The sequence below is a fragment of the Pseudomonas sp. R2-60-08W genome, assembly GCF_003852335.1.
Classification (GTDB): Bacteria; Pseudomonadota; Gammaproteobacteria; order Pseudomonadales; family Pseudomonadaceae; genus Aquipseudomonas.
The window spans coordinates 5,072,770-5,096,724 of the sequence record NZ_CP027731.1 but is presented as its reverse complement, the minus strand read 5'-3'; the positions used below and the strand labels follow the sequence as shown (position 1 = coordinate 5,096,724).

23 protein-coding genes are annotated in these 23,955 nt (G+C 61.5%); 12 read left to right on the top strand and 11 right to left on the bottom strand.

Going from position 1 to position 23,955, the window contains the following annotated elements:
* The first annotated feature begins 14 nt into the window (after positions 1 to 14).
* The 9 genes from mrdA to C4J90_RS23210 all read left to right on the top strand — a co-directional run bounded on the left by mrdA (position 15) and on the right by C4J90_RS23210 (position 9,521).
* Positions 15 to 1,913 (top strand): penicillin-binding protein 2, encoded by a 1,899-nt coding sequence (mrdA, locus tag C4J90_RS23250; protein WP_124364556.1) that lies wholly within the window; start codon positions 15 to 17, stop codon positions 1,911 to 1,913.
* Between the two features lie 31 nt (positions 1,914 to 1,944).
* Entirely contained in the window at positions 1,945 to 3,048 is a 1,104-nt protein-coding gene (gene rodA, locus C4J90_RS23245; protein ID WP_065952056.1) for a rod shape-determining protein RodA, read from the top strand.
* Between the two features lie 17 nt (positions 3,049 to 3,065).
* Entirely contained in the window at positions 3,066 to 4,076 is a 1,011-nt protein-coding gene (mltB, locus tag C4J90_RS23240; protein ID WP_124420915.1) for a lytic murein transglycosylase B, read from the top strand.
* Positions 4,076 to 5,080, top strand: a complete 1,005-nt coding sequence (locus tag C4J90_RS23235) for a septal ring lytic transglycosylase RlpA family protein (protein WP_124364554.1) — start codon at positions 4,076 to 4,078, stop codon at positions 5,078 to 5,080. Before mltB ends, C4J90_RS23235 begins: the two co-directional genes overlap by 1 nt.
* Positions 5,081 to 5,257: 177 nt before the next feature.
* A complete protein-coding gene (locus C4J90_RS23230) occupies positions 5,258 to 6,415 on the top strand; it encodes a D-alanyl-D-alanine carboxypeptidase family protein (protein ID WP_003237030.1) in 1,158 nt (385 codons plus the stop codon).
* Between the two features lie 84 nt (positions 6,416 to 6,499).
* On the top strand, positions 6,500 to 6,775 hold the full coding sequence (locus C4J90_RS23225) for a DUF493 domain-containing protein (RefSeq protein WP_048724650.1): 276 nt from the start codon (positions 6,500 to 6,502) through the stop codon (positions 6,773 to 6,775).
* Positions 6,775 to 7,422: a lipoyl(octanoyl) transferase LipB gene (gene lipB / locus C4J90_RS23220; RefSeq protein WP_124420914.1), complete on the top strand. Its 648-nt coding sequence runs from the start codon at positions 6,775 to 6,777 to the stop codon at positions 7,420 to 7,422. Before C4J90_RS23225 ends, lipB begins: the two co-directional genes overlap by 1 nt.
* 25 nt (positions 7,423 to 7,447) lie before the next feature.
* A complete protein-coding gene (lipA, locus tag C4J90_RS23215; RefSeq protein WP_164484599.1) occupies positions 7,448 to 8,449 on the top strand; it encodes a lipoyl synthase in 1,002 nt (333 codons plus the stop codon).
* Positions 8,450 to 8,600: 151 nt separating this feature from the next.
* The gene (locus C4J90_RS23210) at positions 8,601 to 9,521 is read left to right on the top strand and encodes an LD-carboxypeptidase (RefSeq protein WP_124364550.1); all 921 of its coding nucleotides are present in this window, start codon (positions 8,601 to 8,603) and stop codon (positions 9,519 to 9,521) included.
* A gap of 111 nt (positions 9,522 to 9,632) precedes the next feature.
* Here the strand turns inward: C4J90_RS23210 and C4J90_RS23205 are convergent, their stop codons facing one another.
* The 5 genes from C4J90_RS23205 to leuS all read right to left on the bottom strand — a co-directional run bounded on the left by C4J90_RS23205 (position 9,633) and on the right by leuS (position 15,773).
* Positions 9,633 to 10,958 (bottom strand): lytic murein transglycosylase, encoded by a 1,326-nt coding sequence (locus C4J90_RS23205; protein ID WP_124420913.1) that lies wholly within the window; start codon positions 10,956 to 10,958, stop codon positions 9,633 to 9,635.
* 62 nt (positions 10,959 to 11,020) lie between these two features.
* Entirely contained in the window at positions 11,021 to 11,185 is a 165-nt protein-coding gene (gene arfA / locus C4J90_RS23200) for an alternative ribosome rescue factor ArfA (RefSeq protein ID WP_003176285.1), read from the bottom strand.
* A 208-nt stretch (positions 11,186 to 11,393) separates the two neighbouring features.
* The gene (gene holA / locus C4J90_RS23195) at positions 11,394 to 12,431 is read right to left on the bottom strand and encodes a DNA polymerase III subunit delta (RefSeq protein WP_124420912.1); all 1,038 of its coding nucleotides are present in this window, start codon (positions 12,429 to 12,431) and stop codon (positions 11,394 to 11,396) included.
* Between the two features lie 39 nt (positions 12,432 to 12,470).
* On the bottom strand, positions 12,471 to 13,076 hold the full coding sequence (gene lptE, locus C4J90_RS23190; RefSeq protein ID WP_124364547.1) for an LPS assembly lipoprotein LptE: 606 nt from the start codon (positions 13,074 to 13,076) through the stop codon (positions 12,471 to 12,473).
* A 90-nt stretch (positions 13,077 to 13,166) separates the two neighbouring features.
* Positions 13,167 to 15,773, bottom strand: a complete 2,607-nt coding sequence (leuS, locus tag C4J90_RS23185) for a leucine--tRNA ligase (protein ID WP_124420911.1) — start codon at positions 15,771 to 15,773, stop codon at positions 13,167 to 13,169.
* Positions 15,774 to 16,034: 261 nt separating this feature from the next.
* Here leuS and C4J90_RS23180 point away from each other — a divergent pair, with 261 nt between their 5' ends.
* Complete coding sequence (locus tag C4J90_RS23180) at positions 16,035 to 16,352, top strand: hypothetical protein (protein WP_124420910.1); 318 nt, start codon at positions 16,035 to 16,037, stop codon at positions 16,350 to 16,352.
* A gap of 92 nt (positions 16,353 to 16,444) precedes the next feature.
* Complete coding sequence (locus C4J90_RS23175) at positions 16,445 to 17,206, top strand: YdcF family protein (RefSeq protein ID WP_124405375.1); 762 nt, start codon at positions 16,445 to 16,447, stop codon at positions 17,204 to 17,206.
* 121 nt (positions 17,207 to 17,327) lie between these two features.
* On the opposite strand, the gene lnt is transcribed toward C4J90_RS23175, so the two are convergent.
* The 5 genes from lnt to miaB all read right to left on the bottom strand — a co-directional run bounded on the left by lnt (position 17,328) and on the right by miaB (position 22,731).
* Positions 17,328 to 18,851: an apolipoprotein N-acyltransferase gene (gene lnt, locus C4J90_RS23170; protein ID WP_124364543.1), complete on the bottom strand. Its 1,524-nt coding sequence runs from the start codon at positions 18,849 to 18,851 to the stop codon at positions 17,328 to 17,330.
* An 8-nt stretch (positions 18,852 to 18,859) separates the two neighbouring features.
* A complete protein-coding gene (locus tag C4J90_RS23165; RefSeq protein ID WP_122483878.1) occupies positions 18,860 to 19,699 on the bottom strand; it encodes an HlyC/CorC family transporter in 840 nt (279 codons plus the stop codon).
* 27 nt (positions 19,700 to 19,726) lie between these two features.
* Positions 19,727 to 20,200, bottom strand: coding sequence for an rRNA maturation RNase YbeY (gene ybeY / locus C4J90_RS23160; RefSeq protein WP_124364542.1), 474 nt, complete (start codon positions 20,198 to 20,200; stop codon positions 19,727 to 19,729).
* A complete protein-coding gene (locus C4J90_RS23155) occupies positions 20,193 to 21,197 on the bottom strand; it encodes a PhoH family protein (protein WP_124364541.1) in 1,005 nt (334 codons plus the stop codon). Before C4J90_RS23155 ends, ybeY begins: the two co-directional genes overlap by 8 nt.
* A gap of 205 nt (positions 21,198 to 21,402) precedes the next feature.
* The gene (gene miaB, locus C4J90_RS23150; RefSeq protein ID WP_124420909.1) at positions 21,403 to 22,731 is read right to left on the bottom strand and encodes a tRNA (N6-isopentenyl adenosine(37)-C2)-methylthiotransferase MiaB; all 1,329 of its coding nucleotides are present in this window, start codon (positions 22,729 to 22,731) and stop codon (positions 21,403 to 21,405) included.
* A gap of 132 nt (positions 22,732 to 22,863) precedes the next feature.
* Here miaB and C4J90_RS23145 point away from each other — a divergent pair, with 132 nt between their 5' ends.
* Positions 22,864 to 23,190: a DUF1820 family protein gene (locus C4J90_RS23145; protein ID WP_003194436.1), complete on the top strand. Its 327-nt coding sequence runs from the start codon at positions 22,864 to 22,866 to the stop codon at positions 23,188 to 23,190.
* A 12-nt stretch (positions 23,191 to 23,202) separates the two neighbouring features.
* Here C4J90_RS23145 and C4J90_RS23140 read toward each other — a convergent pair whose 3' ends face one another.
* Positions 23,203 to 23,757, bottom strand: coding sequence for a tetratricopeptide repeat protein (locus C4J90_RS23140; protein WP_057724919.1), 555 nt, complete (start codon positions 23,755 to 23,757; stop codon positions 23,203 to 23,205).
* Between the last annotated feature and the right edge of the window lie 198 nt (positions 23,758 to 23,955).

Sequence of the window (23,955 nt, the reverse complement as noted above, 5' to 3'; positions counted from 1 at the left end):
CTGCGCCATTCCCGATGACCCAGCCGATCCGCATCAAGGACCACGAGAAAGACGCACGTCTGGTACGTGCGCGCGTGGTATTTGGCGCGATCATGGTGGTGGCGCTGATCGGGGTGCTGATCGCGCGCCTGTATTACCTGCAGGTCATCCAGTACGAATATCACTCCACCTTGTCGGAAAACAATCGGGTGCATGTGCAGCCGATCCCGCCGACCCGTGGGCTGATTTTCGACCGCAATGGCGTGGTGGTGGCGGATAACCGGCCCAGCTTCAGCCTGAGCATGACCCGCGAGCGTTCCGGCGACTGGCAACAGGTGCTCGATGTGATCGTCGAAGTGCTGCAGTTGACGCCGGAAGACCGAGTCATCTTCGAGAAGCGCATGAAGCAGGGGCGCCGGCCTTTCGAGCCGGTGCCGATTCTGTTCGAGCTGAACGAAGAGCAGATCGCACGGATCGCGGTGAACCAGTTCCGCTTGCCGGGCGTGGAGGTGGTGGCGCAGTTGGTGCGGCATTACCCCCAGGGGCCGCACTTTGCGCACTCGGTCGGCTATATGGGGCGCATCAACGAGAAAGAGCTGAAAACCCTCGATCCGGTCAATTACAGCGGCACCCATCACATTGGCAAAACCGGCATCGAGCGTTTCTACGAGCCCGAGCTGCACGGCCAGGTGGGTTACGAAGAGGTCGAGACCAACGCCCGCGGCCGCGTGTTGCGCGTGCTCAAGCGCACTGATCCGTTGCCGGGCAAAGACATCGTGCTGAGCCTGGACATCAAGTTGCAGGAAGCCGCCGAAATGGCACTGGGCGGTCGTCGCGGTGCGGTGGTGGCGCTGGACCCGAAGACCGGCGAAGTGCTGGCCATGGTCAGCCAGCCGAGTTTCGACCCCAACCTGTTCGTGACCGGCATCAGCTTCAGGGCCTACGCCGAGCTGCGCGATTCCATCGACCGGCCGCTGTTCAACCGCGTGTTGCGCGGCCTCTACCCGCCGGGTTCGACCATCAAGCCGGCCGTGGCGATTGCCGGCCTGGATTCGGGTGTGGTCACGGCGTCGAGTCGGGTCTATGACCCCGGCTACTACATGCTGCCCAACTACGATCACAAATACCGTAACTGGAACCGCACCGGTGACGGCTATGTCGACCTGGATACCGCGATCATGCGCTCCAACGACACCTATTTTTATGACCTGGCCCACAAGCTGGGTATCGATCGCCTGTCGACCTACATGGGCAAGTTCGGCCTCGGTCAGAAAGTCTCCCTGGACATGTTCGAAGAATCCCCAGGCCTGATGCCGTCGCGGGAGTGGAAGCGGGCGACGCGCCGCCAGGCGTGGTTCCCCGGCGAAACCCTGATCCTCGGTATTGGCCAGGGTTATATGCAGGCCACCCCGCTGCAACTGGCCCAGGCGACGGCGCTGGTGGCGAACAAGGGCATCTGGAACCGTCCGCACCTGGCCCGGACCATCGAGGGCGAGAAACCGCTGGATGAGAACCCGATCCCCGACATCGTGCTGCGCGACCCTTCCGACTGGAACAAGGTCAATCACGGTATGCAGCAGGTCATGCACGGCGCCCGTGGCACCGCACGCAAGGCGGCGATCGGTGCGCAGTACCGTATCGCCGGCAAGAGTGGTACCGCCCAGGTGGTCGCGATCAAGCAGGGTGAAAAGTACGACCGCTCCAAGGTTCAGGAACGCCACCGCGACCACGCCTTGTTTGTCGGTTTTGCCCCAGCCGATGACCCGAAAATCGTAGTGGCGGTGATGGTGGAGAACGGCGAGTCCGGCTCCGGCGTCGCGGCCCCGGTGGTGCGTCAAGTGATGGACGCCTGGCTGCTGACCGCCGACGGCAAGCTCAAGCCCGAATATGGCGGCCCCCCTTCAAGCCCCGAGGTTACGGCCCGTGAAGAGTAATTTTGACCGCATCCTCTCCAGTGAGGATGTGATGCGTCGCCGTGCGACGTTGCTGCAACGCATGCACATCGATGGCCCGCTGCTGGTGCTGCTGCTGATCTTGGCTGCGGGCAGCCTGTTCGTGCTGTATTCGGCCAGCGGCAAGAACTGGGACCTGCTGATCAAGCAAGCGTCTTCGTTCGGCCTGGGCCTGTTGTCGATGGTGGTGATCGCCCAACTCGAACCGCGCTTCATGGCGCGCTGGGTGCCGCTCGGTTATGTCGCCGGGGTTTTGCTGCTGGTGGTGGTGGACGTGATGGGCCACAACGCCATGGGCGCTACCCGCTGGATCAACATCCCTGGGGTGATTCGCTTCCAGCCGTCGGAATTCATGAAGATCCTCATGCCGGCCACCATTGCTTGGTACCTGTCCAAGCGCACGTTGCCGCCACAGCTCAAGCATGTGGGGATCAGCCTGGTGCTGATCGGCGTGCCGTTCATTCTGATCGTGCGCCAGCCGGATCTCGGCACCTCGTTGCTGATCCTGGCGGGCGGCGCGTTCGTGCTGTTCATGGGTGGCTTGCGCTGGCGCTGGATTCTCAGCGTGCTGGCCGCTGCTGTGCCCGTGGCCGTGGCCATGTGGTTCTTCTTTATGCACGACTACCAGAAGCAACGGATCCTGACGTTCCTCGACCCGGAGAGCGATCCGCTGGGTACCGGCTGGAACATCATCCAGTCCAAGGCAGCGATCGGTTCCGGCGGCGTGTTCGGCAAGGGTTGGTTGCTGGGTACCCAATCGCACCTGGACTTTTTGCCTGAAAGCCACACTGACTTCATTATTGCGGTGATGGGCGAAGAGTTCGGCCTGGTCGGCATTTGCGCGCTGCTGCTGATCTATTTGCTGTTGATCGGTCGCGGGCTGGTGATTACCGCGCAGGCGCAGACGCTGTTCGGCAAGTTGCTGGCCGGCAGCCTGACCATGACTTTTTTTGTTTATGTTTTCGTCAACATCGGTATGGTCAGTGGCCTGCTGCCGGTGGTAGGTGTGCCGTTGCCATTCATTAGCTACGGCGGAACTTCGCTGGTGACATTGCTGTCAGCGTTTGGGGTTTTGATGTCGATTCATACGCATCGCAAATGGATCGCACAGGTTTGAATAAGGTGAAGATGTCAATGCAAGTAATGCGCGGCTGGGCAACTCGGCATGCGTCCTGGATGGGCCTGATTGGGCTGCTGGGCGCAACGCAAGAGGTGCAGGCCGGTGACTACGATGGCTCACCTCAGGTCGCCGAATTCGTCGGTGAGATGACCCGCGACTACGGTTTCGCCGGTGAACAACTGATGGGCGTGTTTCGCGAAGCCCAGAAAAAGCAGGCGATCCTCGACGCCATCTCGCGCCCCGCCGAACGCGTGAAGCAGTGGAAGGAATATCGCCCGATGTTCCTCACCGACGCCCGTGTGGCGCGGGGCGTGGACTTCTGGCGCCAGCATGAGGCGGTACTGGCCCGCGCTGAGCAGGAATACGGTGTGCCGGCCCAGGTCATCGTCGCGATCATCGGCATTGAAACCTTCTACGGGCGCAATACCGGCAGTTACCGGGTGATCGACGCGTTGTCGACCCTGGGCTTCGATTACCCACCCCGCGCAGAGTTCTTCCGCAAGGAGCTGCGCGAATTCCTGCTGCTGGCCCGCGAAGAACAGGTCGACCCGATGACGCTCAAGGGCTCGTACGCCGGGGCGATGGGCTTGCCGCAGTTCATGCCGAGCAGCTTTCGCGCCTACGCGGTGGACTTTGACGGCGACGGGCATATCAATATCTGGAGCAACCCCGATGATGCCGTCGGTAGCGTGGCCAGCTATTTCAAGCGTCACGGCTGGGTCGGCGGTGAACCGGTGGTCGTTCGCGCCGATGTGACGGGCGAGCGTGCCGACGAAGGCCTGACCCAGGGTATCGACCCGGTGAAGACCGTCGGGGAGTTGCGAGCGCTGGGCTGGTCGAGTCAGAATGCGCCACGCGATGACATGCCGGTGACGGCGTTCCGCCTTGAAGGTGAAAATGGCCCGGAATACTGGATGGGCCTGAAGAATTTCTACGCAATCACGCGTTATAACCGCAGTGTGATGTACGCCATGGCCGTGCATCAGCTGTCAGACGAGCTGGTTCAAGCACGGGGCAACAAGTAATGCGGGTATCGCCGTTCAAAAAACCGCTCAAGCTGGTGGCGTTCGCCGCGTTGTCCCTGCTGATCGCCAGTTGCTCCACGACGCCGAACCGAGCGCCGGCCAAGAAGGCCGGTGGCGCTGTGGTTCGCGCCCAGCCGGGCCTGGACATCAATCGTGCGCACAAAGATGGCGCGCCGTGGTGGGATGTGGATGTGTCGAAGATCCCCGATGCCACGCCCACCTTGCACTCCGGCCCCTACAAGGCCAACCCGTATACCGTGCTGGGCAAGAATTACTTCCCGCTGCAGGACTCCAAGACCTACGTGCAGTCCGGCACGGCGTCCTGGTACGGCACCAAATTCCATGGCCAGAACACCGCCAACGGCGAAGTGTATGACCTGTACGGCATGAGCGCGGCGCACAAGACCCTGCCGCTGCCCAGCTATGTGCGCGTGACCAACCTGGACAACAACCGCACGGTGATCCTGCGGGTCAATGACCGTGGGCCGTTCTATTCGGACCGGATCATCGACTTGTCCTACGCCGCCGCGAAGAAACTCGGTTACGCCGAAATCGGTACCGCACGGGTCAAGGTCGAAGGCATCGACCCGGCGCAGTACTGGGCCCAGCGTGGCAAGCCGGCGCCGTTAATGCTCAACGAACCGCAAACCCCGCAACCGCAAGTGACGGCATCGACCGGCAAGATCGAACAATGGACGCCGCCGCCCGCGCAGCATGCGCCGGATACTGTCGTCGTGCCCCGTGCCGCGCCGGGTGCCTCCACCGTGGGCGGGCAGTACTTGCAGGTGGGCGCTTTCGCCAACCCGGATGCGGCAGAACTGTTAAGGTCCAAGCTCAGCGGCATGGTCAGCGCGCCAGTGTTCATCAGCTCCATCGTGCGTAACCAGCAAACCCTGCACCGTGTGCGCATGGGGCCGATCGGCTCGCCGAGCGAGGTGGCGCAAGTGCAGAACAGCGTACGCCTGGCGAACCTGGGGCAACCCAGCGTAGTGACCGCAGAATAAGGCAATAAAGGACTGCAGGTTCAGGCGCATGCCTGGGCCCTGGTTGTTGGCTCGTTGAACAATAAAACCCAGGGGCAAGGGGTGAGCGGGCAACCGAACACGTGACAGTCTGGAAGCGGGCTGTCTGAATAGTTTTGCCCGCGAGGGCAAGTTTCCATAAGCAATTTCGAGAGACGGATGAACATCACCACCTTAGCCAAACGTACGTGCCTGCTTATCTCGCTGATCATCACTCCGGCCGCCTGGGCGGTTGAGATGGTGCCGGCTTCCCCGCAACTGGCCGCCAAGGCCTGGGTCCTCATGGATGCCGCCAGTGGCAACGTGCTGGTCGAAAACGGCGGTGACGTGCGCTTGCCGCCAGCCAGCCTGACCAAGCTGATGACCGCCTACATCGCGACCCTGGAAATCCGTCGCGGCCAGATCGGCGAAAACGACCCGGTGACCGTCAGCGAAAACGCCTGGCGTACCGGTGGTTCGCGGATGTTCATCAAGGTCGGCTCGCAAGTCACCGTCAGCGACCTGTTGCACGGCATCATCATCCAGTCCGGTAACGACGCCAGCGTCGCCTTGGCCGAGCACATCGCCGGCAGCGAAGACGCGTTCGCCGACATGATGAACAAGACGGCCGGCGACCTGGGCATGACCAATAGCCACTTCATGAACCCGACCGGCCTGCCGAATCCTGAGCATTATTCGTCGGCTCACGACATGGCGATCCTGGCCCGCGCGATCATCCGCGTCGACCCGGTGCACTACGCCATCTACTCCCAGAAAGAGTTCTTCTGGAACAACATCAAGCAGCCTAACCGCAACCTGTTGCTGTGGCGCGACAAGACCGTCGATGGCCTGAAAACCGGCCACACCGACGAAGCCGGCTACTGCATGGTGTCGTCCGCTGTACGTGATGGCCAGCGCCTGATCGCCGTGGTATTCGGCACCAACAGCGAGCAGGCCCGTGCGGCCGAGACGCAAAAGCTGCTGACCTACGGCTTCCGCTTCTTCGAAACCCAGACCTTCTACCAGAAGGGTACGGAGCTGGCGACCGCGCCGGTATGGAAGGGCGCAACCTCCCAGGTCAAGGCCGGCCTGGCTGATGACCTGACCCTGACCATGCCTAAAGGCCAGCTGAAAAAGCTCGCTGCCAGCATGACCATGAACCCGCAATTGGTTGCCCCAATCGCCAAGGGCGACGTGATCGGTAAAGTCGAAGTCAAACTGGACGACAAGGTGGTGCACAGCGCCGACCTGATCGCACTGGACGCCGTCGACGAAGGTGGTATCTTCCGCCGCGTGTGGGATAGCATCCGTCTATTCTTCTACGGCTTGTTCAACTGATTGTGTGCACCTGCAAAGCCCCGCGTTGATCCGACGCGGGGCTTTGCCGTCGCCACGGCTTACCGCTTACGAGGCCGTTACGCCATGACCGATACCGAAGTAAAGGCGCCAAAAATCGAATTCCCGGTGGTGGACTACCCCATCAAGATAATCAGCGATACCGGTGTAGGCCGCAAAGACTTGATCCTCGAGATAGTGCGCAAGCACGCGACGATCAATGATCAGCGTGTGGACGAGCGATCCAGCTCCACAGGCAAATACACCACGATCCAATTGCACATCGTTGCAATCGGTCAAGACCAGCTCTACGACATCAACAGCGAACTGCGGGCCACCGGCTTCGTGCACATGGTGTTGTGATGCCACAGGTCCTGGGCTTTCGCGAGCTCGGCCGGATGGCCTACGAGCCGGTCTGGCACGCCATGCAGCGCTTTACCAATGAGCGCGGCAACTCGGCAGCGGATGAAATCTGGCTGGTCGAACACCTACCGGTGTTCACCCAGGGACAGGCCGGCAAGGCTGAGCACCTGCTGCTTCCGGGGGATATTCCGGTGGTGCAGGTCGACCGAGGGGGTCAAGTGACTTACCATGGGCCTGGCCAACTGGTCGCTTATCTGTTGCTGGATGTGCGCAAGCTGGGGTTTGGCGTGCGTGACCTGGTAAGCCGCATGGAAGCTTGCCTGATCGAGCTGTTGGCCAGTTACGGCGTGACCGCTGCGGCCAAGCCTGATGCACCGGGTGTGTATGTGGATGGCGCGAAAATCGCTTCCCTGGGATTGCGCATTCGTCACGGGTGTTCCTTTCATGGCCTGGCCCTGAATGTGGACATGGACCTGGCCCCGTTCCGGCGCATCAACCCCTGCGGCTACGCGGGGCTTGCGATGACCCAGTTGAGCGACCATGCAACACCCATAGAATTTGCCGAGGTAAGTGCCCGGCTGCGCGCGCAGCTCGTCAAACACCTCGACTATGCTGAGCAGACGACCCTGACGGGCGGAATCGATTGATATGACTACTGATGTTGTGCAAACCATGATCCCGACGCTGGACGTTACCGAGCGTCCAGCCCCGGCCCCGCGTGCCAAGGTGGAAGCCGGCGTCAAGCTGCGCGGCGCCGAGAAGGTTGCACGCATCCCGGTCAAGATCATCCCGACCACCGAACTGCCGAAAAAGCCTGACTGGATTCGCGTGCGCATCCCGGTCTCGCCGGAAGTCGACCGTATCAAGGCGCTGCTGCGCAAACACAAGTTGCACAGCGTGTGCGAAGAGGCCTCCTGCCCGAATCTGGGCGAATGCTTCTCCGGCGGCACCGCCACCTTCATGATCATGGGTGACATCTGCACCCGTCGTTGCCCGTTCTGCGACGTCGGCCACGGCCGTCCGAAGCCCCTGGACGTCAACGAGCCGGAAAGCCTGGCTATCGCCATCGCCGACCTGAAACTCAAATATGTGGTGATCACTTCAGTCGACCGTGACGACTTGCGCGACGGCGGTGCCCAGCACTTTGCCGATTGCATCCGCGAAATCCGCAAACTGTCGCCAAACGTCATGCTTGAAACCCTGGTGCCCGACTACCGTGGCCGCATGGATGTGGCGCTGCAAATCACCGCCGCCGAGCCGCCGGATGTATTCAACCACAACCTGGAAACCGTTCCGCGCCTGTACAAGGCCGCGCGTCCGGGTTCGGATTACCAGTGGTCGCTGACCCTGCTGCAGAAGTTCAAGCAGATGATGCCGCACATTCCGACCAAATCCGGCTTGATGCTGGGCCTGGGCGAAACCGACGAAGAAGTTATCGAAGTCATGAAGCGCATGCGCGAGCACGACATCGATATGCTGACCCTGGGCCAGTACCTGCAACCGTCCCGTAGCCACTTGCCGGTGCAGCGTTTCGTGCACCCGGATACCTTCGCCTGGTTCGCCGAGGAAGGGTACAAGATGGGCTTCAAGAACGTAGCCTCCGGTCCATTGGTGCGCTCTTCGTACCACGCCGACGAGCAGGCCAAGCTGGTCAAGGCGAGCCTGGTGTCGTAACACCGAGCTATGTAACGCCGCAGGTCCAATGTGGGAGGGGGCTTGCCCCCGATTGCGGTGTGACAGTCAATACACGAGTGACTGATACATCGCCATCGGGAGCAAGCCCCCTCCCACATTTCGTTATGCGTCATATTAAGGAGAATTGTGCATGACTAGCGCCGTACCCGCTCTGCGCCCCGAAGGCACCATCGGCCTGATCGCTCCCGCCGGCCCTGCCGCGCTGGACGTCGAAAAAGCCGGGCAATGGATGCGCGCCCGTGGCTACGAACTGCGCATTTTCCCGGGTGTGTATGAGCGCGACGGCTACCTGGCCGGCAGTGATCAAGTGCGTCTCAACGACCTGCATGCTGCCTTCGCCGACCCCGAAATCGACGCTATTTTCTGCCTGCGCGGCGGCTACGGCACGCCACGCTTGCTCGATGCGCTGGACTTCGACCTGTTGCGCGCACATCCCAAGCCTTTCGTCGGCTACAGCGACATCACCGCCTTGCACCTGGCGATCAACCGCTACGCGGGATTCGTCACCTTCCACGGGCCAATGCTCAATGCCGACTTGCTCGGTGGCAAGCAGCCCCCCACCGAGTCATCACTGTTCAGCCTGCTGCGTGGCCAGCTTGGCGCCGGCAGCCTGTTGACGCACCCGGTGGCCTACCCCTTGACCACCATTGAGCCTGGCATCGCCTGCGGGCGTCTGTTGGGCGGCAACCTCTCGATGATCGCGGCGGTGATGGGCACCGCCTACGACATTGACGCTGAAGGCATCATTCTGTTTATCGAGGACATCAACGAACCGCTCTATCGCATCGACCGCTTGCTGACGCACCTGCGCCTGGCGGGCAAACTCGATCAGGTGGCGGGGGTGTTGGTGGGGGATGTGGCCGGTGTGGATCAGGTGGGGCTGGAAAGACTGTTGAAACAGACTTTCGAGCCGCTGTGCATTCCGGTGCTGGCTGGCTGGCGCAGTGGGCATTGCGATCCGAACCTGACGTTGCCGATGGGGGCGTTGGTGCGTTTGGATGCGGGGGAGCAGCGGGTGGTGTTGGAGCAGGATGTCGTGTTTAGCCGCTGAGTTTTCGGCGCCTGCTAAACCGCATCGGGGGCAAGCCCCCTCCCACATTTGGAATGCGGTCAAATGTGGGAGGGGGCTTGCCCCCGATGGCGGTAGTTGCCCTGAGCAGATCTAGCGCTCTTGCAGCGCCTCCAGCAACTTCACCGTCGGATACCCATCCGCCGGCCAGCCCAGTGCTTGCTGCGCCGCTCGAATCGCCTTGCGTGTGTTGGCGCCAATGATCCCGTCGGCATTGCCCGCGTCATAACCCTTGGCGCTGAGCGCCGTCTGCAGGTCGATACGTTGCGAGCGGCTCAGGGGCAGCTCATCCTTCGGCCAGCTCCCGCGAATCACACCACCGCCACCAAATCGCTCCGACAGCAGGCCAACGGCCAGCGCATAGGACGACGAGTTGTTGTATTTCAGGATCGCACGGAAGTTATCCAAAACCAGGAACGCCGGGCCACGGTAGCCGGCCGGCAACAGCAGGGCGGCGGACAGTTGGTCGACATTGGCTGGCAGGCTTGCGCCAGGCGGCAGCTGGATGCCCAGTTTCAGCCATTCGGCAACGGTCTTGCGGATGCCACCATCGGCCAGGGAGTAGTCGAAGCCCGTTGGCAGTGGCTGCACCTCAACGCCCCACGGCTGGCCTTTCTGCCAGCCGGAGCTTTGCAGGTAATGGGCAGTGGACGCGAGGGCGTCACCGGGACTGTTCCAGATATCGCGGCGGCCGTCGCCGTCGAAATCCACGGCATGGGTGTTGTAGGTGGTGGGGATGAATTGGGTCTGGCCCATTGCGCCGGCCCAGGAACCTTTCATCTGGTCGGCCGCAATATCGCCGTGCTGGATGATCTGCAGCGCCGCCAGCAGTTGCGCCTGTGCGAACGCCGGGCGGCGACCCTCATAAGCCAGGGTTGCGAGGGAGCGGATCACCGAGTTATTGCCCTGGAACTGGCCGAAGTTGCTTTCCATACCCCACACCGAGACCAGTGCCTGGCGATCGACGCCATACCGCTCTTCGATGCGCTGCAGGATATCGGCGTACTTGACCAGCAAGGCCTGGCCATTACGCACGCGCAGCGGCGACAGCGCGCCGTCGAGGTATTCCCACACTGGCCGGGAAAACTCCGGCTGGCTGCGGTCGGCGCGAATCACCGCCATGTCCGGGCTGACGCCGGCGAAGGCATTATCGAAGACGTCGGCGGTGATTCCGGCTTGCAGGGCCTGCACACGGAAACCGGCCTGCCATTCGGCGAAGGTCTGGGTCGGTTGGATGTTCAGGTTGTCTACCGCCAACGGCGCAACGACGGCAGGCGCGACGGCCGGTACAGTCTTGAGCGTGGGCAGGGGTTGAGCATCCGCGGCGGTGGGTTTTTCCGCGCAGGCGACAAGCAGAATGAGGCTGGAGGCAGCGATCAATTGGCGAAGGTGCCAACGACGGGAAAGACTAGAGGGCATGCACAGGTCCAGGGGGTTACAAATCCAGTGCAGACCTTATCATGCCAGAGGGGCGCTTGCCTTCAGGCAGCCAGAAAGTAAGAAGCCTCCCAGCTATTAGACTGGAAGGCTTCGCGGCGGTAGCTGCCTTTGCCCTTGCCGGCGCGTTCCTGACGGCTGCGGAACAGTGGCTGGGCGATGATGGATTTGGCCTTGTTCGGGCCATGCTTGGATGGCTTTTTGCTCATGATTGGGTCTCTCGTTAGGTTGGGTGGAGCGGCGAAAATAATCTGCCTATATCGCGGCGCTGTAAAGCCTGAGAATTGTAAACACAATCAACATGTGGGAGGGGGCTTGCTCCCGATGGCGGAGTGTCAGTCACTGGATTTTTTGACTGTTACACCGCTATCGGGAGCAAGCCCCTCCCACATTGGATTTGTGGTGTTCTTGGGGGAGCTATTCGGCAGGCAACGCCAAGCGCTGGCCGGCCATCAACAGTGACAAACGACTCAGGCTCATCCACGGCGAACCGGCCGCCTGGCCTTTGATCTGTGCATCGATGCGCTGCGCTTCCAGCAACAGTTGCGCCCAGCGTTGCGCCGAGTGTCGTTGCAGGGCCTTGCTCATCAGCGGCTTGCGCTTGTCCCACACTGGCGGTCGGGCTTGGCTGAAGCATTTGTCCAGAGGTGTGCCCTGGCTGTATTGCAAAGCGATGTTAGCCAGCACCCGCAGTTCCCGGGCCAGGGCCCAGAGAATCACCGGCGGTTCCACACCCTCGCCGCGCAGCCCTTCGAGCATGCGCAGGGCGTGTGCCGGCTCACCGTTGAGGATCGCGTCCACCAGCCCGAAGACATCGAACCGCGCACTGTCAGCCACCGCGCCTTGCACGGTTTCGACGGTAATCTGCCCATCTTCCGCCATCAGCTTGAGCTTTTCGATCTCCTGGGCGGCAGCCAGCAGGTTGCCCTCGACCCTGGCGGCGATCAGCTCGACGGCGTCTTGCGTGGCCGACAGGCCGGACTGTGACAAGCGTTGGCGGATCCATTGCGGCAGCTGGCTGCTGTCCACCGGCCAGATCTGGATGAACTGGGTCTGTGGGCCTTCGACCAGCGCCTTGCCCCATTTGGTTTTCTGCGCACTGCCGTCGAGCTTGGGCAGGCTGACCAGCAGCACCGTGTCTTCAGCAGGGCGCGCGCAATATTCCATCAACGCCGCCGCGCCTTTATCGCCCGGCTTGCCCGAGGGCAGGCGCAGTTCCAGCAGGCGTTTTTCGGCAAACAGCGACATGCTCGCGCCTGCCTGCAGCAGCGTGCCCCAGTCGAAACTGGCGTCGGCGCTGAACACCTGGCGTTCATCGAAACCTTGCTGGCGCGCCGCCGTGCGAATGGCGTCGGCCGCTTCCTGGCACAGCAACGGGTCATCGCCGCTGACAATATAGACAGGCGCGAGGCTACCTTGCAGGTGTTTGGCGAGTTGGGCGGGGGCGAGTTTCATAGGCAGGGCGAACGGGGCGCCAGGAGCGCCCCGTTTGGCTTACTCGACAGGGACTTCAACAGGCGACTGTTTCGGCGTGTTGTCTTCATACTCTTGCGCGGCTTTCAGCGCATCGGCGTCAGCCTTGGCCTTGTTGTCGGCGATTTGCTGCAGCTCCGCGAGTTTTTCCGGGGTCAGCAGTTGCAGGCGAGTCATCATGCGCTGGACCAGCTCACGACGCATTTCCTTGCGCACCTGAAGGGTCTCGGAGTCTGAACCCACCAGGTTGTTGCCGTCGTGGCTCACGACTTTCTGCACCTGGATCTTGTCACCCATCAGTGGCAAGTGATCGCGGCCTTGTACTTCGAAGTTGACGGTGGTGGTCAACTCGACATCCGACGCGCGGCCCGCACTGGCGTAGCTGATGTTGCGCTGGGTTTCGCGCTCATCGACCAGGTCCAGTTTGTAGGTGGCCCCGGTATAGACGCGCACACCGCTGTTTTCCAGGGCCTGGCGCAGCTGAGTCACGGTCTCGCCGTAGGCATTGCGTGCGCTGACGTCGAGTTCCTTGAGCGACAATTCGTTGGTGCCGGTGCCGCGCAGCTGGAAGCCGCACGCGCTCAACAGAACGGCCAGGCCCATTACCAGCAGATTGCGTTTGATCATGTTTGTTGCTCCCCTTGAAACCAGGCGGGCCGTATCGAGGCCCTGAAGGTTTAGTTCGGCGCAGGGCTCAAGCCCTGCGCCCGATCCGATTTAGCTGGCGACGATATTGACCAGTTTTCCGGGCACTACGATCACTTTGCGGATCGTCAGGCCTTCGGTAAAGCGCAGCACGTTCTCGTTGCAGCGTGCAGCCGCTTCGACTTCTTCACGACTGGCGCTGGCCGGCATGTCGATCTGGCCGCGCAGTTTGCCGTTGACCTGAATCACCAGTTGCAGCGTGTCCTGTACCAGCGCGCTGTCATCCTGCAGCGGCCAGCGGGCGTCGATGACGGCACCGCTGTGGCCCAGGCGGTTCCACAAATCGTGGCTGATGTGCGGGGTGATCGGCGCCAGCAGCAGGGTAACCGTTTCCAGGCCCTCGTGGATCAATGCGCGATCCTGTTCCGTGGCCTGCGGGGCTTTTTCCAGCACGTTCATCAGCGTCATCACCTGGGCGATGGCGGTGTTGAACTTGTGGTTCTGCCCTACGTCCTGGCTGGCCTGGCGGATAGCCAGGTGGGTGCTGCGGCGAATGGCCTTCTGCTCATCGTTCAGGGCGGCGACGTCCAGCTTGCCCGGCAAGCCCTGGCTGACGTGGGCATGGGCCAGGCGCCAGACGCGCTTGAGGAAGCGGTGTGAGCCTTCGACGCCGGAATCGGACCATTCGGCGCTCATGTCGGGCGGCGAGGCGAACATCATGAACAGGCGGCAGGTGTCGGCGCCGAACTGATCGATCATCGATTGTGGGTCGACGCCGTTGTTCTTCGACTTGGCCATCTTCTCGGTGCCGCCGATTTCCACCGGCAGGCCGTCGGACTTGAGCTTGGCGCTGATGACCTTGGCTTTGCTGTCACGTTCGAGTTCGACGTCCGCCGGGTTGAACCAGGTGTAGGCGCCATTGGCTTCGCGGCGATAGTAGGTCTCGGCGATCACCATGCCCTGGGTCAGCAGGTTCTTGAATGGCTCGTCGGAGCTGACCAGGCCTTCGTCACGCATCAGCTTGTGGAAGAAGCGCGCGTACAGCAGGTGCAGGATGGCGTGTTCGATGCCGCCGATGTACTGGTCCACCGGCAACCAATGATCGGCTGCGGATTTCTCGACCAGGCCACCCTCATAGTGCGGCGAGGCGTAACGGGCGTAATACCACGAGGACTCGACGAAGGTGTCCATGGTGTCGGTTTCACGCTTGGCCGGCGCGCCGCATTTAGGGCAGCTGCATTCGTAGAACTGCGGCATGCGTGCCAGAGGCGAACCGGCGCCGTCCGGGACGACGTCTTCGGGCAGGACCACCGGCAACTGGTCTTCCGGCACCGGCACGTCACCGCAGCTTTCGCAGTGGATGATCGGGATCGGGCAGCCCCAGTAGCGCTGGCGGCTGATACCCCAGTCGCGCAGGCGGAACTGGGTGCGCGAGGCGCCGAGGTTTTTCTTGATCAGCGCGACTTCGATCGCGTCGAACGCGCCCTGGAAGTCCAGGCCGTCAAATTCGCCGGAATTGATCAGGGTGCCGTGCTCGCCGTAGGCGTCTTGCCACGGGGCCGGGTTGGTCTCGCCCGCGCTGGTGCGCACCACGGACTTGATCGGCAGGCTGTATTTGGTGGCGAATTCGAAATCGCGCTCGTCGTGAGCCGGCACCGCCATGACCGCGCCGTCGCCGTAGTGCATCAGCACGTAGTTGGCGACCCAGACCGGCAGCTTCTCGCCAGTCAGCGGGTGCTCGACGAACAGGCCGGTCGGCAGGCCTTTTTTCTCCTGGGTCGCGACATCGGCTTCAGCCACGCTGCCACCTTTGCATTCGGCGATGAACGCCTGCAGCTCAGGATTGTTCTGTGCGGCCTGCGTGGCCAGCGGGTGTTCGGCGGCCACGGCGACGTAAGTCGCGCCCATCAGGGTGTCGGGGCGGGTGGTGAATACTTTGAGTGCGCCGGCTTCGCCGATCGAGTCGACGTTGTACGGGAACTGCACTTCCATGCCCTTGGATTTGCCGATCCAGTTGCGCTGCATGGTCTTGACCTGTTCGGGCCAGCCCGGCAAGTCGTCGAGGCTCGACAGGAGTTCATCCGCGTAGGCGGTGATCTTGAAGTAGTACATCGGGATTTCGCGCTTTTCGATCAGCGCGCCGGAGCGCCAGCCGCGGCCGTCGATCACCTGTTCGTTGGCCAGCACGGTCTGGTCGACCGGGTCCCAGTTCACGGTGCCGCTCTTTTTGTAGATCACGCCTTTTTCGAACAGGCGCGTGAACAGCCATTGTTCCCAGCGATAGTAGTCCGGCTTGCAGGTGGTCACTTCGCGGGACCAGTCCACCGCCAGGCCCAGGCTGCGCAGCTGGGTCTTCATGTAGGCGATGTTTTCGTAGGTCCACTTGGCGGGGGCTACGTTGTTTTTCATCGCGGCGTTTTCCGCCGGCATGCCGAAAGCGTCCCAACCCATGGGTTGCAGGACGTTCTTGCCGAGCATGCGCTGGTAGCGGGAAATCACGTCGCCGATGGTGTAGTTACGCACGTGCCCCATGTGTAGCTTGCCGCTGGGGTAAGGGAACATCGATAGGCAATAGAAAGTCTCCTTGCCTGGCTGTTCGCTGACTTCAAAGGACTTTTGCTCGTCCCAGAAGGTTTGTGCGGCATTTTCTATTTCACGGGGCTGATATTGTTCGTGCATGGCTACTTTTGAACTGAATAAGGGTGGCCTAATCCTCTTCGGTGCAGTGTCCGGGTTGTTCGACACCAGAAAGCGGCGCGTCCGTGCCCAAACCCTGCGGGAAGTGGAGTTACAGGAAGCGCCGTAGCATACATGACCCCACTCTATCGAGGGAAACCCTGATTGCGCAGGCAGGGCCGTCTGTCGCGGCATCGGGCAGGCGCAGCCACGGGGGCTACGCTGTTTATTGGGGAGCATGTATTTCTTCAATGAGGTGAGGGGATGGCTGAATCGCAGCGAACTTTAACTAAACCGCAATTATATGAAGGATTGATCGACCGTTTGGGTCGGGCATTGGATGCCGCAAGAACCGCAGGCCGATTGCGTGGTGAACGGCCTCTGGAGCTGGAGTTGCAAGGCTTGAGCCAGGCAGAGCTTGAACTGATCGAGAACTATCTGGCGTTGCACCACCAACGCGCCTCTGATGGGCAGGCCTCCCCGCCAGTCCAGGCGCCTTCCCGTTCGGCCAAGGTGATCTGGCTGAAGGACCTGCCGGCCGGCCGCGGCCCGGAACGTTTCCGATCCGTACGGTGTAAGTAACCCGCGTTATCCGCCACTTTGCAAAATGTGCTGGTAAGGATTGTTGCCGAACCCCGTTGCATCTAGGCTTCGGGCATCTTTGGAGATGCCCGATGCCTTTTCGTTATTTCATCAAACAATTGTTGCTGCCGCCCGGTATTTTCTTGCTGTTGCTGGCGCTTGCCTGGTGGTTTCGCCGCAGTCGACCGCGCTTGGCGGGGTGTTGCTTTGCCTTGGGATTGGGCGGGATGTGGCTGATCAGCCTGCCGGTAATGGTGCAGTGGGGCGCGCACGCCTTGGAGACAGCGCCGCCTTTGGCCCGCGAAGACTGGGCAAGCCTGGCCCAGCGCGCCGATGCGATTGTGGTGCTGGGTTCCGGGCGCGAGCGCGGTGATATTGCCTGGGGCACCGATCAACCCACCGGCATCGGCCTGGAGCGTGAGCGTTATGCGGCGCGGCTGGCCAAGGCGTCCGGGTTGCCGGTGCTGACCACCGGTGGCCTGCATTACGGCACCCCACCCAGCGAGGCGCAGTTGATGGCGGTGTCAATGCAGGATGACTTCGGCGTGACGGTGCGCTGGAAAGAAGAGCGTAGCCGCACCACCTGGGAAAACGCCCAGATGAGCGCCGAGATCCTGTTGCCTCAAGGCATCAAGCGCGTGGTGGTAGTGACCCAAGCCTGGCACATGCCGCGTTCGGTGTGGAGCTTCGAGAAGGCCGGCTTTACCGTGGTGCCCGCGCCAGTGGGTTTTCTGGGCGTGGACAACGCGCGTCCACTGGGCGGCTGGATGCCGGAGGTCAAGGCGGTATGGCAGAGCGGGCAGTTGATCAATGAGGCGGTGGGGCAGGTGGGGTATCGGTTGTTCTACAAGTAGCACCGCAGGCCAAGTGTGGGAGGGGGCTTGCTCCCGATTGCGGTGTATCAGTATCAGATGTACTGACTGACACACTGCTATCGGGAGCAAGCCCCCTCCCACATTGGTTTTATGGTGTCTGTCAGACGGTTTTGGCCATTCGACCCGCCAGCAGCGCCCAGCCGAACAACAGCACGCAGACAATGATCAGCGGCCACGACCGCCATTGCAGGTAAGGCGTGAGGTTGTGCATTGGCACCACGTCGCCATAGAGAATGCCGCGCTCGAATTGCGGGATCTGTGCGGTGATCTGCCCAAACGGGTTGATCAGGCCGGTCACGCCGTTGTTGGTGGCGCGGATCATCCAGCGGCCGGCTTCCAGCGCGCGCATCTGCGCCATCTGCAGGTGCTGCAGCGGGCCGATGGAGCGGCCGAACCAGGTGTCATTGCTGATGGTCAGCAGCAGGTCGCTCTGGGCCGACAGGCCGGCGGCGAACTCCGGGTACACCACTTCATAGCAAATGAACGGCGCAATCTGATAACCCTTGGCCTGGAGCATCGCCTGGTCGGCGGGGCCGCGGGCGAAGTCCGACATGGGCAGGTCGAAGAAGGCGATCAACCCGCGCAACATGTCCTGCAACGGCACGTACTCACCAAAGGGCACCAGCTTTTGCTTGAGGTAGGTGCCATCACCTTCGCCGACCACGGTGATGCCATTGAAGTAGCGCTTCTCATGGCGTACTTCCTGGCGAATCGGTACCCCAGTGATAAGCGCGGTATTACGCTCGGCGGCGAACTTGCCCATCATGCCCAGATAGCCTTCGACCGACTCCTTGAGCACCGGAACGGCGGTTTCCGGCCATACCAGCAGGTCGACGCGCCTGGAGCTCAAACTCATATCGCGGTACAGCGCCAGCTGCGCGTTGAGCTGCTCGGGGTCCCACTTCATGCTTTGTTCGACGTTGCCCTGGATGGCGGCCACGCTCAAAGGCGGGCCGGAGGGCGAGGTCCAGGCATGGTGCTTGAGCGCCAGGCCGATGGCCCAAGGCGCAACGAGCAGCACCAGGCCGGCAGCGATGAAGCTGTTGCGCTTGCTTGCCAACAGGCGCGGCAGGTTGCACAGCACGGCGGCCGTGAGCGCCAGGGCGAACGAAATCAGCCACATCCCGCCCAAGGGCGCCAGGCCGGTCAGCGGGCCGTCGAGTTGACTGTAGCCGGAGTACAACCACGGAAAACCGGTGAGGAACCAGCCACGAAAGGCCTCCTGGCCCACCCACAACGCCGCGAAGGTCAGCGCATCGGCCAAGGGCGCTTCATTGCGGCGCAGCCAGCGCGCCCACAGCCAGGCGGGCAGGGCGAAGAACCAGGCGATGGCGGCGGTGAACAGCAGCATCAGGAAACCCGCCAGCAGCACCGAAGCGCCGCCGAAGTGGTGGATGCTGTAGTAGATCCAACTGGTGCCGGCGCCAAACAGGCCGAACCCGAAACACCAGCCGCGCCCCAGGGCCTGGCGGGGTGTCAGCTCGCGCAGGCCGATATAGAACACACCGACCGCCACCAGCGCCAGCGGCCAGATATCGAACGGCGCCAGCGCCAGGGTGGTGATGGCGCCGGCCACCACGGCCAGCAAGTTACCGGGCCAGCCGGGTGCAATCAGACGGCGCATTTCAGTCCTTAACGGGCAATAGGGGTCAAACGGATCAAGTGAATCCGGCGGCTATCGGCATTCAGGATGCGGAAGCGATAGGCGCCGATCTCGGTGGTTTCGTTACGCTTGGGCAGGTGCCCGAACGCACTCATCACCAGGCCGCCGACGGTGTCGAACTCGTCGTCGGAGAATTCGCTGTCGAAGAACTCGTTGAAGTTCTCGATGGGCGTCAATGCCTTGATCAGGAAGTCACCGCTGGGCAGTGGCTTGATGTAGCTGTCTTCTTCAACGTCGTGCTCGTCTTCGATGTCGCCGACGATCTGCTCCAGCACGTCCTCGATGGTCACCAGGCCCGCCACGCCACCGTATTCGTCGATCACGATCGCCATGTGATTGTGGTTGGCGCGAAATTCGCGCAGCAGCACATTCAGGCGCTTGGACTCAGGCACGAAGGTGGCCGGGCGCAGCAGGTCCTTGATGTTGAAGTTGTCGCCGTTCTCCTTGAGGATCAGCGGCAACAGGTCCTTGGCCAACAGGACGCCCATGACGTCGTCATGGCTTTCACCGATCACCGGGTAGCGCGAGTGCGCCGAGTCGATCACGGCCGGGAGGAATTCGCGCGGGGTCTGGGTCGCCCTGATGCTGATCATTTGCGAGCGCGGCACCATGATGTCGCGTACTTGCAGGTCAGCCACCTGGATGGCGCCTTCGACGATGGCCAGCGCTTCGCTGTCCAGCAACTTGTTCTGGTGGGCCTCGCGCAGCAGCTCCAGCAGCTCCTGGCGGTTTTTCGGCTCGTGGGCAAAAGCCTGGGTCAGTTTACCCAGCCAGGACTTTTGCCCGTTGCTCGATCGGTCTTCGCTCATAGCGATTACTCTAAATCCTTGATTGTTTCAGTTGAGTGTCGATTGGTTTTCGTCGTCGGCATACGGGTCGCGATGACCCAGTTCTGCAAGCAACGTTCGTTCCAGTGCTTCCATTTCCAGGGCTTCGTCATCGTCTATATGGTCGTAACCCAAGAGATGCAGGCAGCCGTGGATGACTAGATGGGCCCAGTGGGCCTCAAGTTCCTTTTCTTGCTCCCGCGCCTCGCGCTCGACCACCGCGACACAAATCACCAGGTCGCCCAGCAGCGGGATATCCAGAAACTCGTCGGGCACGTCGGCGGGGAAAGACAGCACGTTGGTCGCGTAGTCTTTCTGGCGCCAGGTGTGATTCAGCTCACGGCCTTCGGGCTCGTCCACCAGACGAATGGTCAGCTCCGAATCGGCGGTGCGCTGGCGCAGGGCCAGCTCGCACCACTGACGGAACTGTGCTTCGCTGGGCGCGGCCGCTTCGGTGGCCAGTTGCAGGTCAAGCTCAAGCATCGCGGCGCACGTCCTTGGACAGGCCGTCGTCGCGGTGTTCGAAGCGCTCGTAGGCCTCGACAATGCGCTGCACCAGCGGGTGGCGCACCACGTCCTTGGGCATGAAATGCGTAAAGCTGATACCTGGCACATCCTTGAGCACTTCGATCACCTGGCCCAGGCCCGACTTGGTGCCCTTGGGCAGGTCGACCTGGGTGATATCACCGGTGATCACGGCCGTGGAGCCGAAACCGATACGGGTGAGGAACATCTTCATCTGCTCGACCGTGGTGTTCTGGCTTTCGTCGAGAATGATGAAGCTGTTGTTCAAGGTGCGACCGCGCATGTAGGCCAGCGGCGCGATTTCGATCACCTGGCGTTCGATCAGCTTGGCCACGTATTCAAAGCCAAGCATTTCGTAGAGCGCGTCGTAGAGCGGGCGCAGGTACGGGTCGATCTTCTGGGCCAGGTCGCCGGGCAGGAAGCCGAGCTTTTCGCCCGCCTCGACGGCCGGGCGCACCAGCAGGATGCGGCGAACCTGTTCGCGCTCCAGGGCATCCACCGCACAGGCCACGGCCAGGTAGGTCTTGCCGGTACCGGCCGGGCCGATGCCGAAGTTGATATCGTTGCCGAGGATTTCCTTGACGTACTTCTGCTGATTCAAGCCGCGTGGGCGAATCATGCCTTTTTTGGTACGCAGGGCCACGCTGGCTTCGGCCACCGGGTTGTTGGCCAGGTCTTCCACGGCGGATTCCTGCAGGTACAGGTGCACCGTTTCCGGCGACAGCTCACTGCCCTTGGTTTCGCGGTAGAGACGGCGCAGCAGGTTTTCCGCAGACGTGGTGTGTTGAGGTTCACCAATGAGCTCGAATTGATTGCCGCGGTTGCGGATTTCGATGCTCAGGCGTTGTTCGATCAGCCGCAGGTGCTCGTCGAACTGTCCGCACAGGTTGGCGAAACGGCGAGCCTCAAACGGCTCGAGGAGAAAACGATGGGGTTCTACTGTAGGTGCGTTCAAGGTCGCTTTTAGCCGCCCTTTGGCTGTTGAGGTGAAAGAGAGAATAACGCCACGCGCCGGTGTGCGAAAGCACTTATCCGGCGTAATTCCAGTGTGGGAGGGGGCTTGCCCCCGATAGCGGCGTATCAGCCAGTATATGCGGTGGCTGACACTCCGCCATCGGGAGCAAGCCCCCTCCCACATTGGATATGTGTTGATCGGAGAATTACTGGATCAACGACCCGCGCAACGAGTGCGGTTGCGCCGCGTCGATGTGCACATCGGCAAACTGGCCGATCAGGGTCGGGTTGTCGCAGCGGAAGTTGACGATGCGATTGTTCTCGGTGCGGCCCTGCAATTCGCCGGGGTCTTTTTTCGAGTAATCGGTCACCAGGATGCGCTGGGTCGAACCGACCATTTGTCGGCTGATCTCGAAACCCTGCTGATTCAGCCGATGTTGCAGCGCATTCAAGCGCTCCTTTTTCAACGCTTCCGGGGTTTCGTCCAGCAGGTCGGCCGCTGGGGTGCCGGGGCGTTGGCTGTAGACGAACGAGTAGGAGAAGTCGAAACCCACGTCCTCGATCAGCTTCATGGTCTGCTGGAAGTCCTTCTCGGTCTCGCCAGGGAAGCCGACGATAAAGTCCGAACTGATGCAGATGCCCGGCACGGCGGCGCGCAGTTTGCGCAGCTTGGACTTGTACTCCAGGGCCGTGTGGTTGCGCTTCATTGCCGACAGGATGCGGTCTGAGCCCGATTGCACCGGCAAATGCAGGTGTTTGACCAGCTCCGGCACGTCGGCGTGGGCCTGGATCAGGCTGTCGGAGAATTCCAGCGGGTGTGAAGTGGTGTAGCGGATGCGCTCGATGCCATCGACGGCAGCGACCACGCGAATCAGCTCGGCTAGGTCGGCCAGGCGTCCGTCGTGGGTCTGGCCGCGGTAGCCGTTGACGTTCTGGCCCAGCAGGGTCACTTCGCGCACGCCGTTTTCGGCCAGGTGGATGATTTCCGCCAGCACGTCGTCAAACGGCCGGCTGACTTCTTCGCCACGGGTGTAGGGCACTACACAGAAGGTGCAGTACTTGCTGCAGCCTTCCATCACCGATACATAGGCGCTTGGCCCGTCGATGCGCGGCTCGGGCAGATGGTCGAATTTTTCGATTTCGGGGAACGACACGTCCACTTGCGGCAGCTTGGTGGCGCGTGCGGCATCGATCATTTCCGGCAGGCGGTGCAGGGTCTGCGGGCCGAAGACCACGTCGACATAGGGCGCGCGGTCACGAATGGCCGCGCCTTCCTGACTGGCCACGCAACCGCCAACGGCGATCACCATGTCCGGATTGGCCAGTTTCAATTCGCGCCAGCGGCCCAGCTGCGAGTAGACGCGGTCTTGGGCCCGTTCGCGGATCGAGCAGGTATTGAGCAAGATCACGTCAGCATCTTCGGCGCGAGCCGTGACTTCCAGGGCCTGATGTTCACCCAGCAGATCGACCATGCGCGAGCTGTCGTACTCGTTCATCTGGCAACCGTGGGTTTCGATGTAAAGCTTCTTGGCCATGGGAATCGTCAACTGGTGGTAAAGAACCGCGCATTATAGGCGGCATGTCCATTGGTTCCTAGCACTGTGCATCGGGTGCCATGCTATAGTTCGCGCCCTCATTTATATCCGCCGATGTGCTACCCGCCCCCCATGACCAAACGTGAAGCTCCAATCTACAAGGTGATTTTCCTTAACCAGGGCCAGGTGTTCGAAATGTACGCCAAGCAGATCTATCAAAGTGATCTGTGGGGCTTCCTGGAAGTGGAAGAGTTCGTCTTTGGCGAGCGCACGCAGCTGGTCGTCGATCCAGGCGAGGAAAAGCTCAAGGCCCAGTTCGAAGGCGTGGTGCGCAGTTTTGTGCCGATGCATTCGATTGTGCGCATCGACGAAGTCGAGCGCCTGGGCACGCCGAAGATCAGCGAGGCGCGGGGCACCAGCAATGTGATGCCGTTTCCGATGCCAATGCCTGAGAAGTAAGGCAACGCTGAATCAGGGAAGGGGTGAAAAGGGCGAACGCCCATCGGCGCTCTGCAATTCCTGCAGGTAATTGCGGAAAATCTGCCCCAGCACCTGGGTCGCTACTTCCAGTTCATCACGCTGCATGTGCTCGGCCACTTCGTCGGCGGTGTCCAGCGCGTCTTCAGCACCGTTGACCGCCGCCATTTTCAGCACGATGTAGGCCTGGACGTTATTGGCCGGTACACCTTCGCCACGGAAAAACATGTTGCCCAGCTGGAATTGCGCCTGGGCGTGGCCCTGTAGCGAAGCCTTCTCGAAATAGCTCAACGCTTTGTTGAGGTCGACGGCCGGGTTCTTGCTGTCGTGGTAGTACTCGCCCAACTCGTATTGCGCTTGCGCATCCCCTTCATCAGCCTGTTTCTGGCACGCGCTCAGGGCTTCGGCCTGGGTGTCGGGCTGGGTATTGAGGGTGCAACGACCCATCGCTGGGATTAACAACGAGTTGCCGCCTGCTTGTGCATGCGCCAGCAGCGGCTGAAGGAGCAACAGGCAGCCCAGAACCAGGGTGCGGCCGGTGCGTTTCATGGGAATCGACTTACCTCTGACGGGGCGCGCGGACCCTCGCGGGGTCCAATAAGCGCGCATTATGAAATAAGCAGGCCTCTGCTTACAAAGTCTTTACTCGTTTTTCTGCTGCTTGGGCAAGTTATCTGCCGGATTGCAGGGCAATTCTCGAAAAAGCGAGAAATGGCTGTAAGCAAAGTAGCAAATCTGACGTTGGCA

Coding starts and splice junctions, on each gene's coding strand:
- mrdA (WP_124364556.1), top strand. CDS start 15: ATGACCCAGCCGATCCGCATCAAGGACCACGAGAAAGACGCACGTCTG.
- rodA (WP_065952056.1), top strand. CDS start 1,945: ATGCGTCGCCGTGCGACGTTGCTGCAACGCATGCACATCGATGGCCCG.
- mltB (WP_124420915.1), top strand. CDS start 3,066: ATGCAAGTAATGCGCGGCTGGGCAACTCGGCATGCGTCCTGGATGGGC.
- C4J90_RS23235 (WP_124364554.1), top strand. CDS start 4,076: ATGCGGGTATCGCCGTTCAAAAAACCGCTCAAGCTGGTGGCGTTCGCC.
- C4J90_RS23230 (WP_003237030.1), top strand. CDS start 5,258: ATGAACATCACCACCTTAGCCAAACGTACGTGCCTGCTTATCTCGCTG.
- C4J90_RS23225 (WP_048724650.1), top strand. CDS start 6,500: ATGACCGATACCGAAGTAAAGGCGCCAAAAATCGAATTCCCGGTGGTG.
- lipB (WP_124420914.1), top strand. CDS start 6,775: ATGCCACAGGTCCTGGGCTTTCGCGAGCTCGGCCGGATGGCCTACGAG.
- lipA (WP_164484599.1), top strand. CDS start 7,448: ATGATCCCGACGCTGGACGTTACCGAGCGTCCAGCCCCGGCCCCGCGT.
- C4J90_RS23210 (WP_124364550.1), top strand. CDS start 8,601: ATGACTAGCGCCGTACCCGCTCTGCGCCCCGAAGGCACCATCGGCCTG.
- C4J90_RS23205 (WP_124420913.1), bottom strand. CDS start 10,958: ATGCCCTCTAGTCTTTCCCGTCGTTGGCACCTTCGCCAATTGATCGCT.
- arfA (WP_003176285.1), bottom strand. CDS start 11,185: ATGAGCAAAAAGCCATCCAAGCATGGCCCGAACAAGGCCAAATCCATC.
- holA (WP_124420912.1), bottom strand. CDS start 12,431: ATGAAACTCGCCCCCGCCCAACTCGCCAAACACCTGCAAGGTAGCCTC.
- lptE (WP_124364547.1), bottom strand. CDS start 13,076: ATGATCAAACGCAATCTGCTGGTAATGGGCCTGGCCGTTCTGTTGAGC.
- leuS (WP_124420911.1), bottom strand. CDS start 15,773: ATGCACGAACAATATCAGCCCCGTGAAATAGAAAATGCCGCACAAACC.
- C4J90_RS23180 (WP_124420910.1), top strand. CDS start 16,035: ATGGCTGAATCGCAGCGAACTTTAACTAAACCGCAATTATATGAAGGA.
- C4J90_RS23175 (WP_124405375.1), top strand. CDS start 16,445: ATGCCTTTTCGTTATTTCATCAAACAATTGTTGCTGCCGCCCGGTATT.
- lnt (WP_124364543.1), bottom strand. CDS start 18,851: ATGCGCCGTCTGATTGCACCCGGCTGGCCCGGTAACTTGCTGGCCGTG.
- C4J90_RS23165 (WP_122483878.1), bottom strand. CDS start 19,699: ATGAGCGAAGACCGATCGAGCAACGGGCAAAAGTCCTGGCTGGGTAAA.
- ybeY (WP_124364542.1), bottom strand. CDS start 20,200: ATGCTTGAGCTTGACCTGCAACTGGCCACCGAAGCGGCCGCGCCCAGC.
- miaB (WP_124420909.1), bottom strand. CDS start 22,731: ATGGCCAAGAAGCTTTACATCGAAACCCACGGTTGCCAGATGAACGAG.
- C4J90_RS23145 (WP_003194436.1), top strand. CDS start 22,864: ATGACCAAACGTGAAGCTCCAATCTACAAGGTGATTTTCCTTAACCAG.
- C4J90_RS23140 (WP_057724919.1), bottom strand. CDS start 23,757: ATGAAACGCACCGGCCGCACCCTGGTTCTGGGCTGCCTGTTGCTCCTT.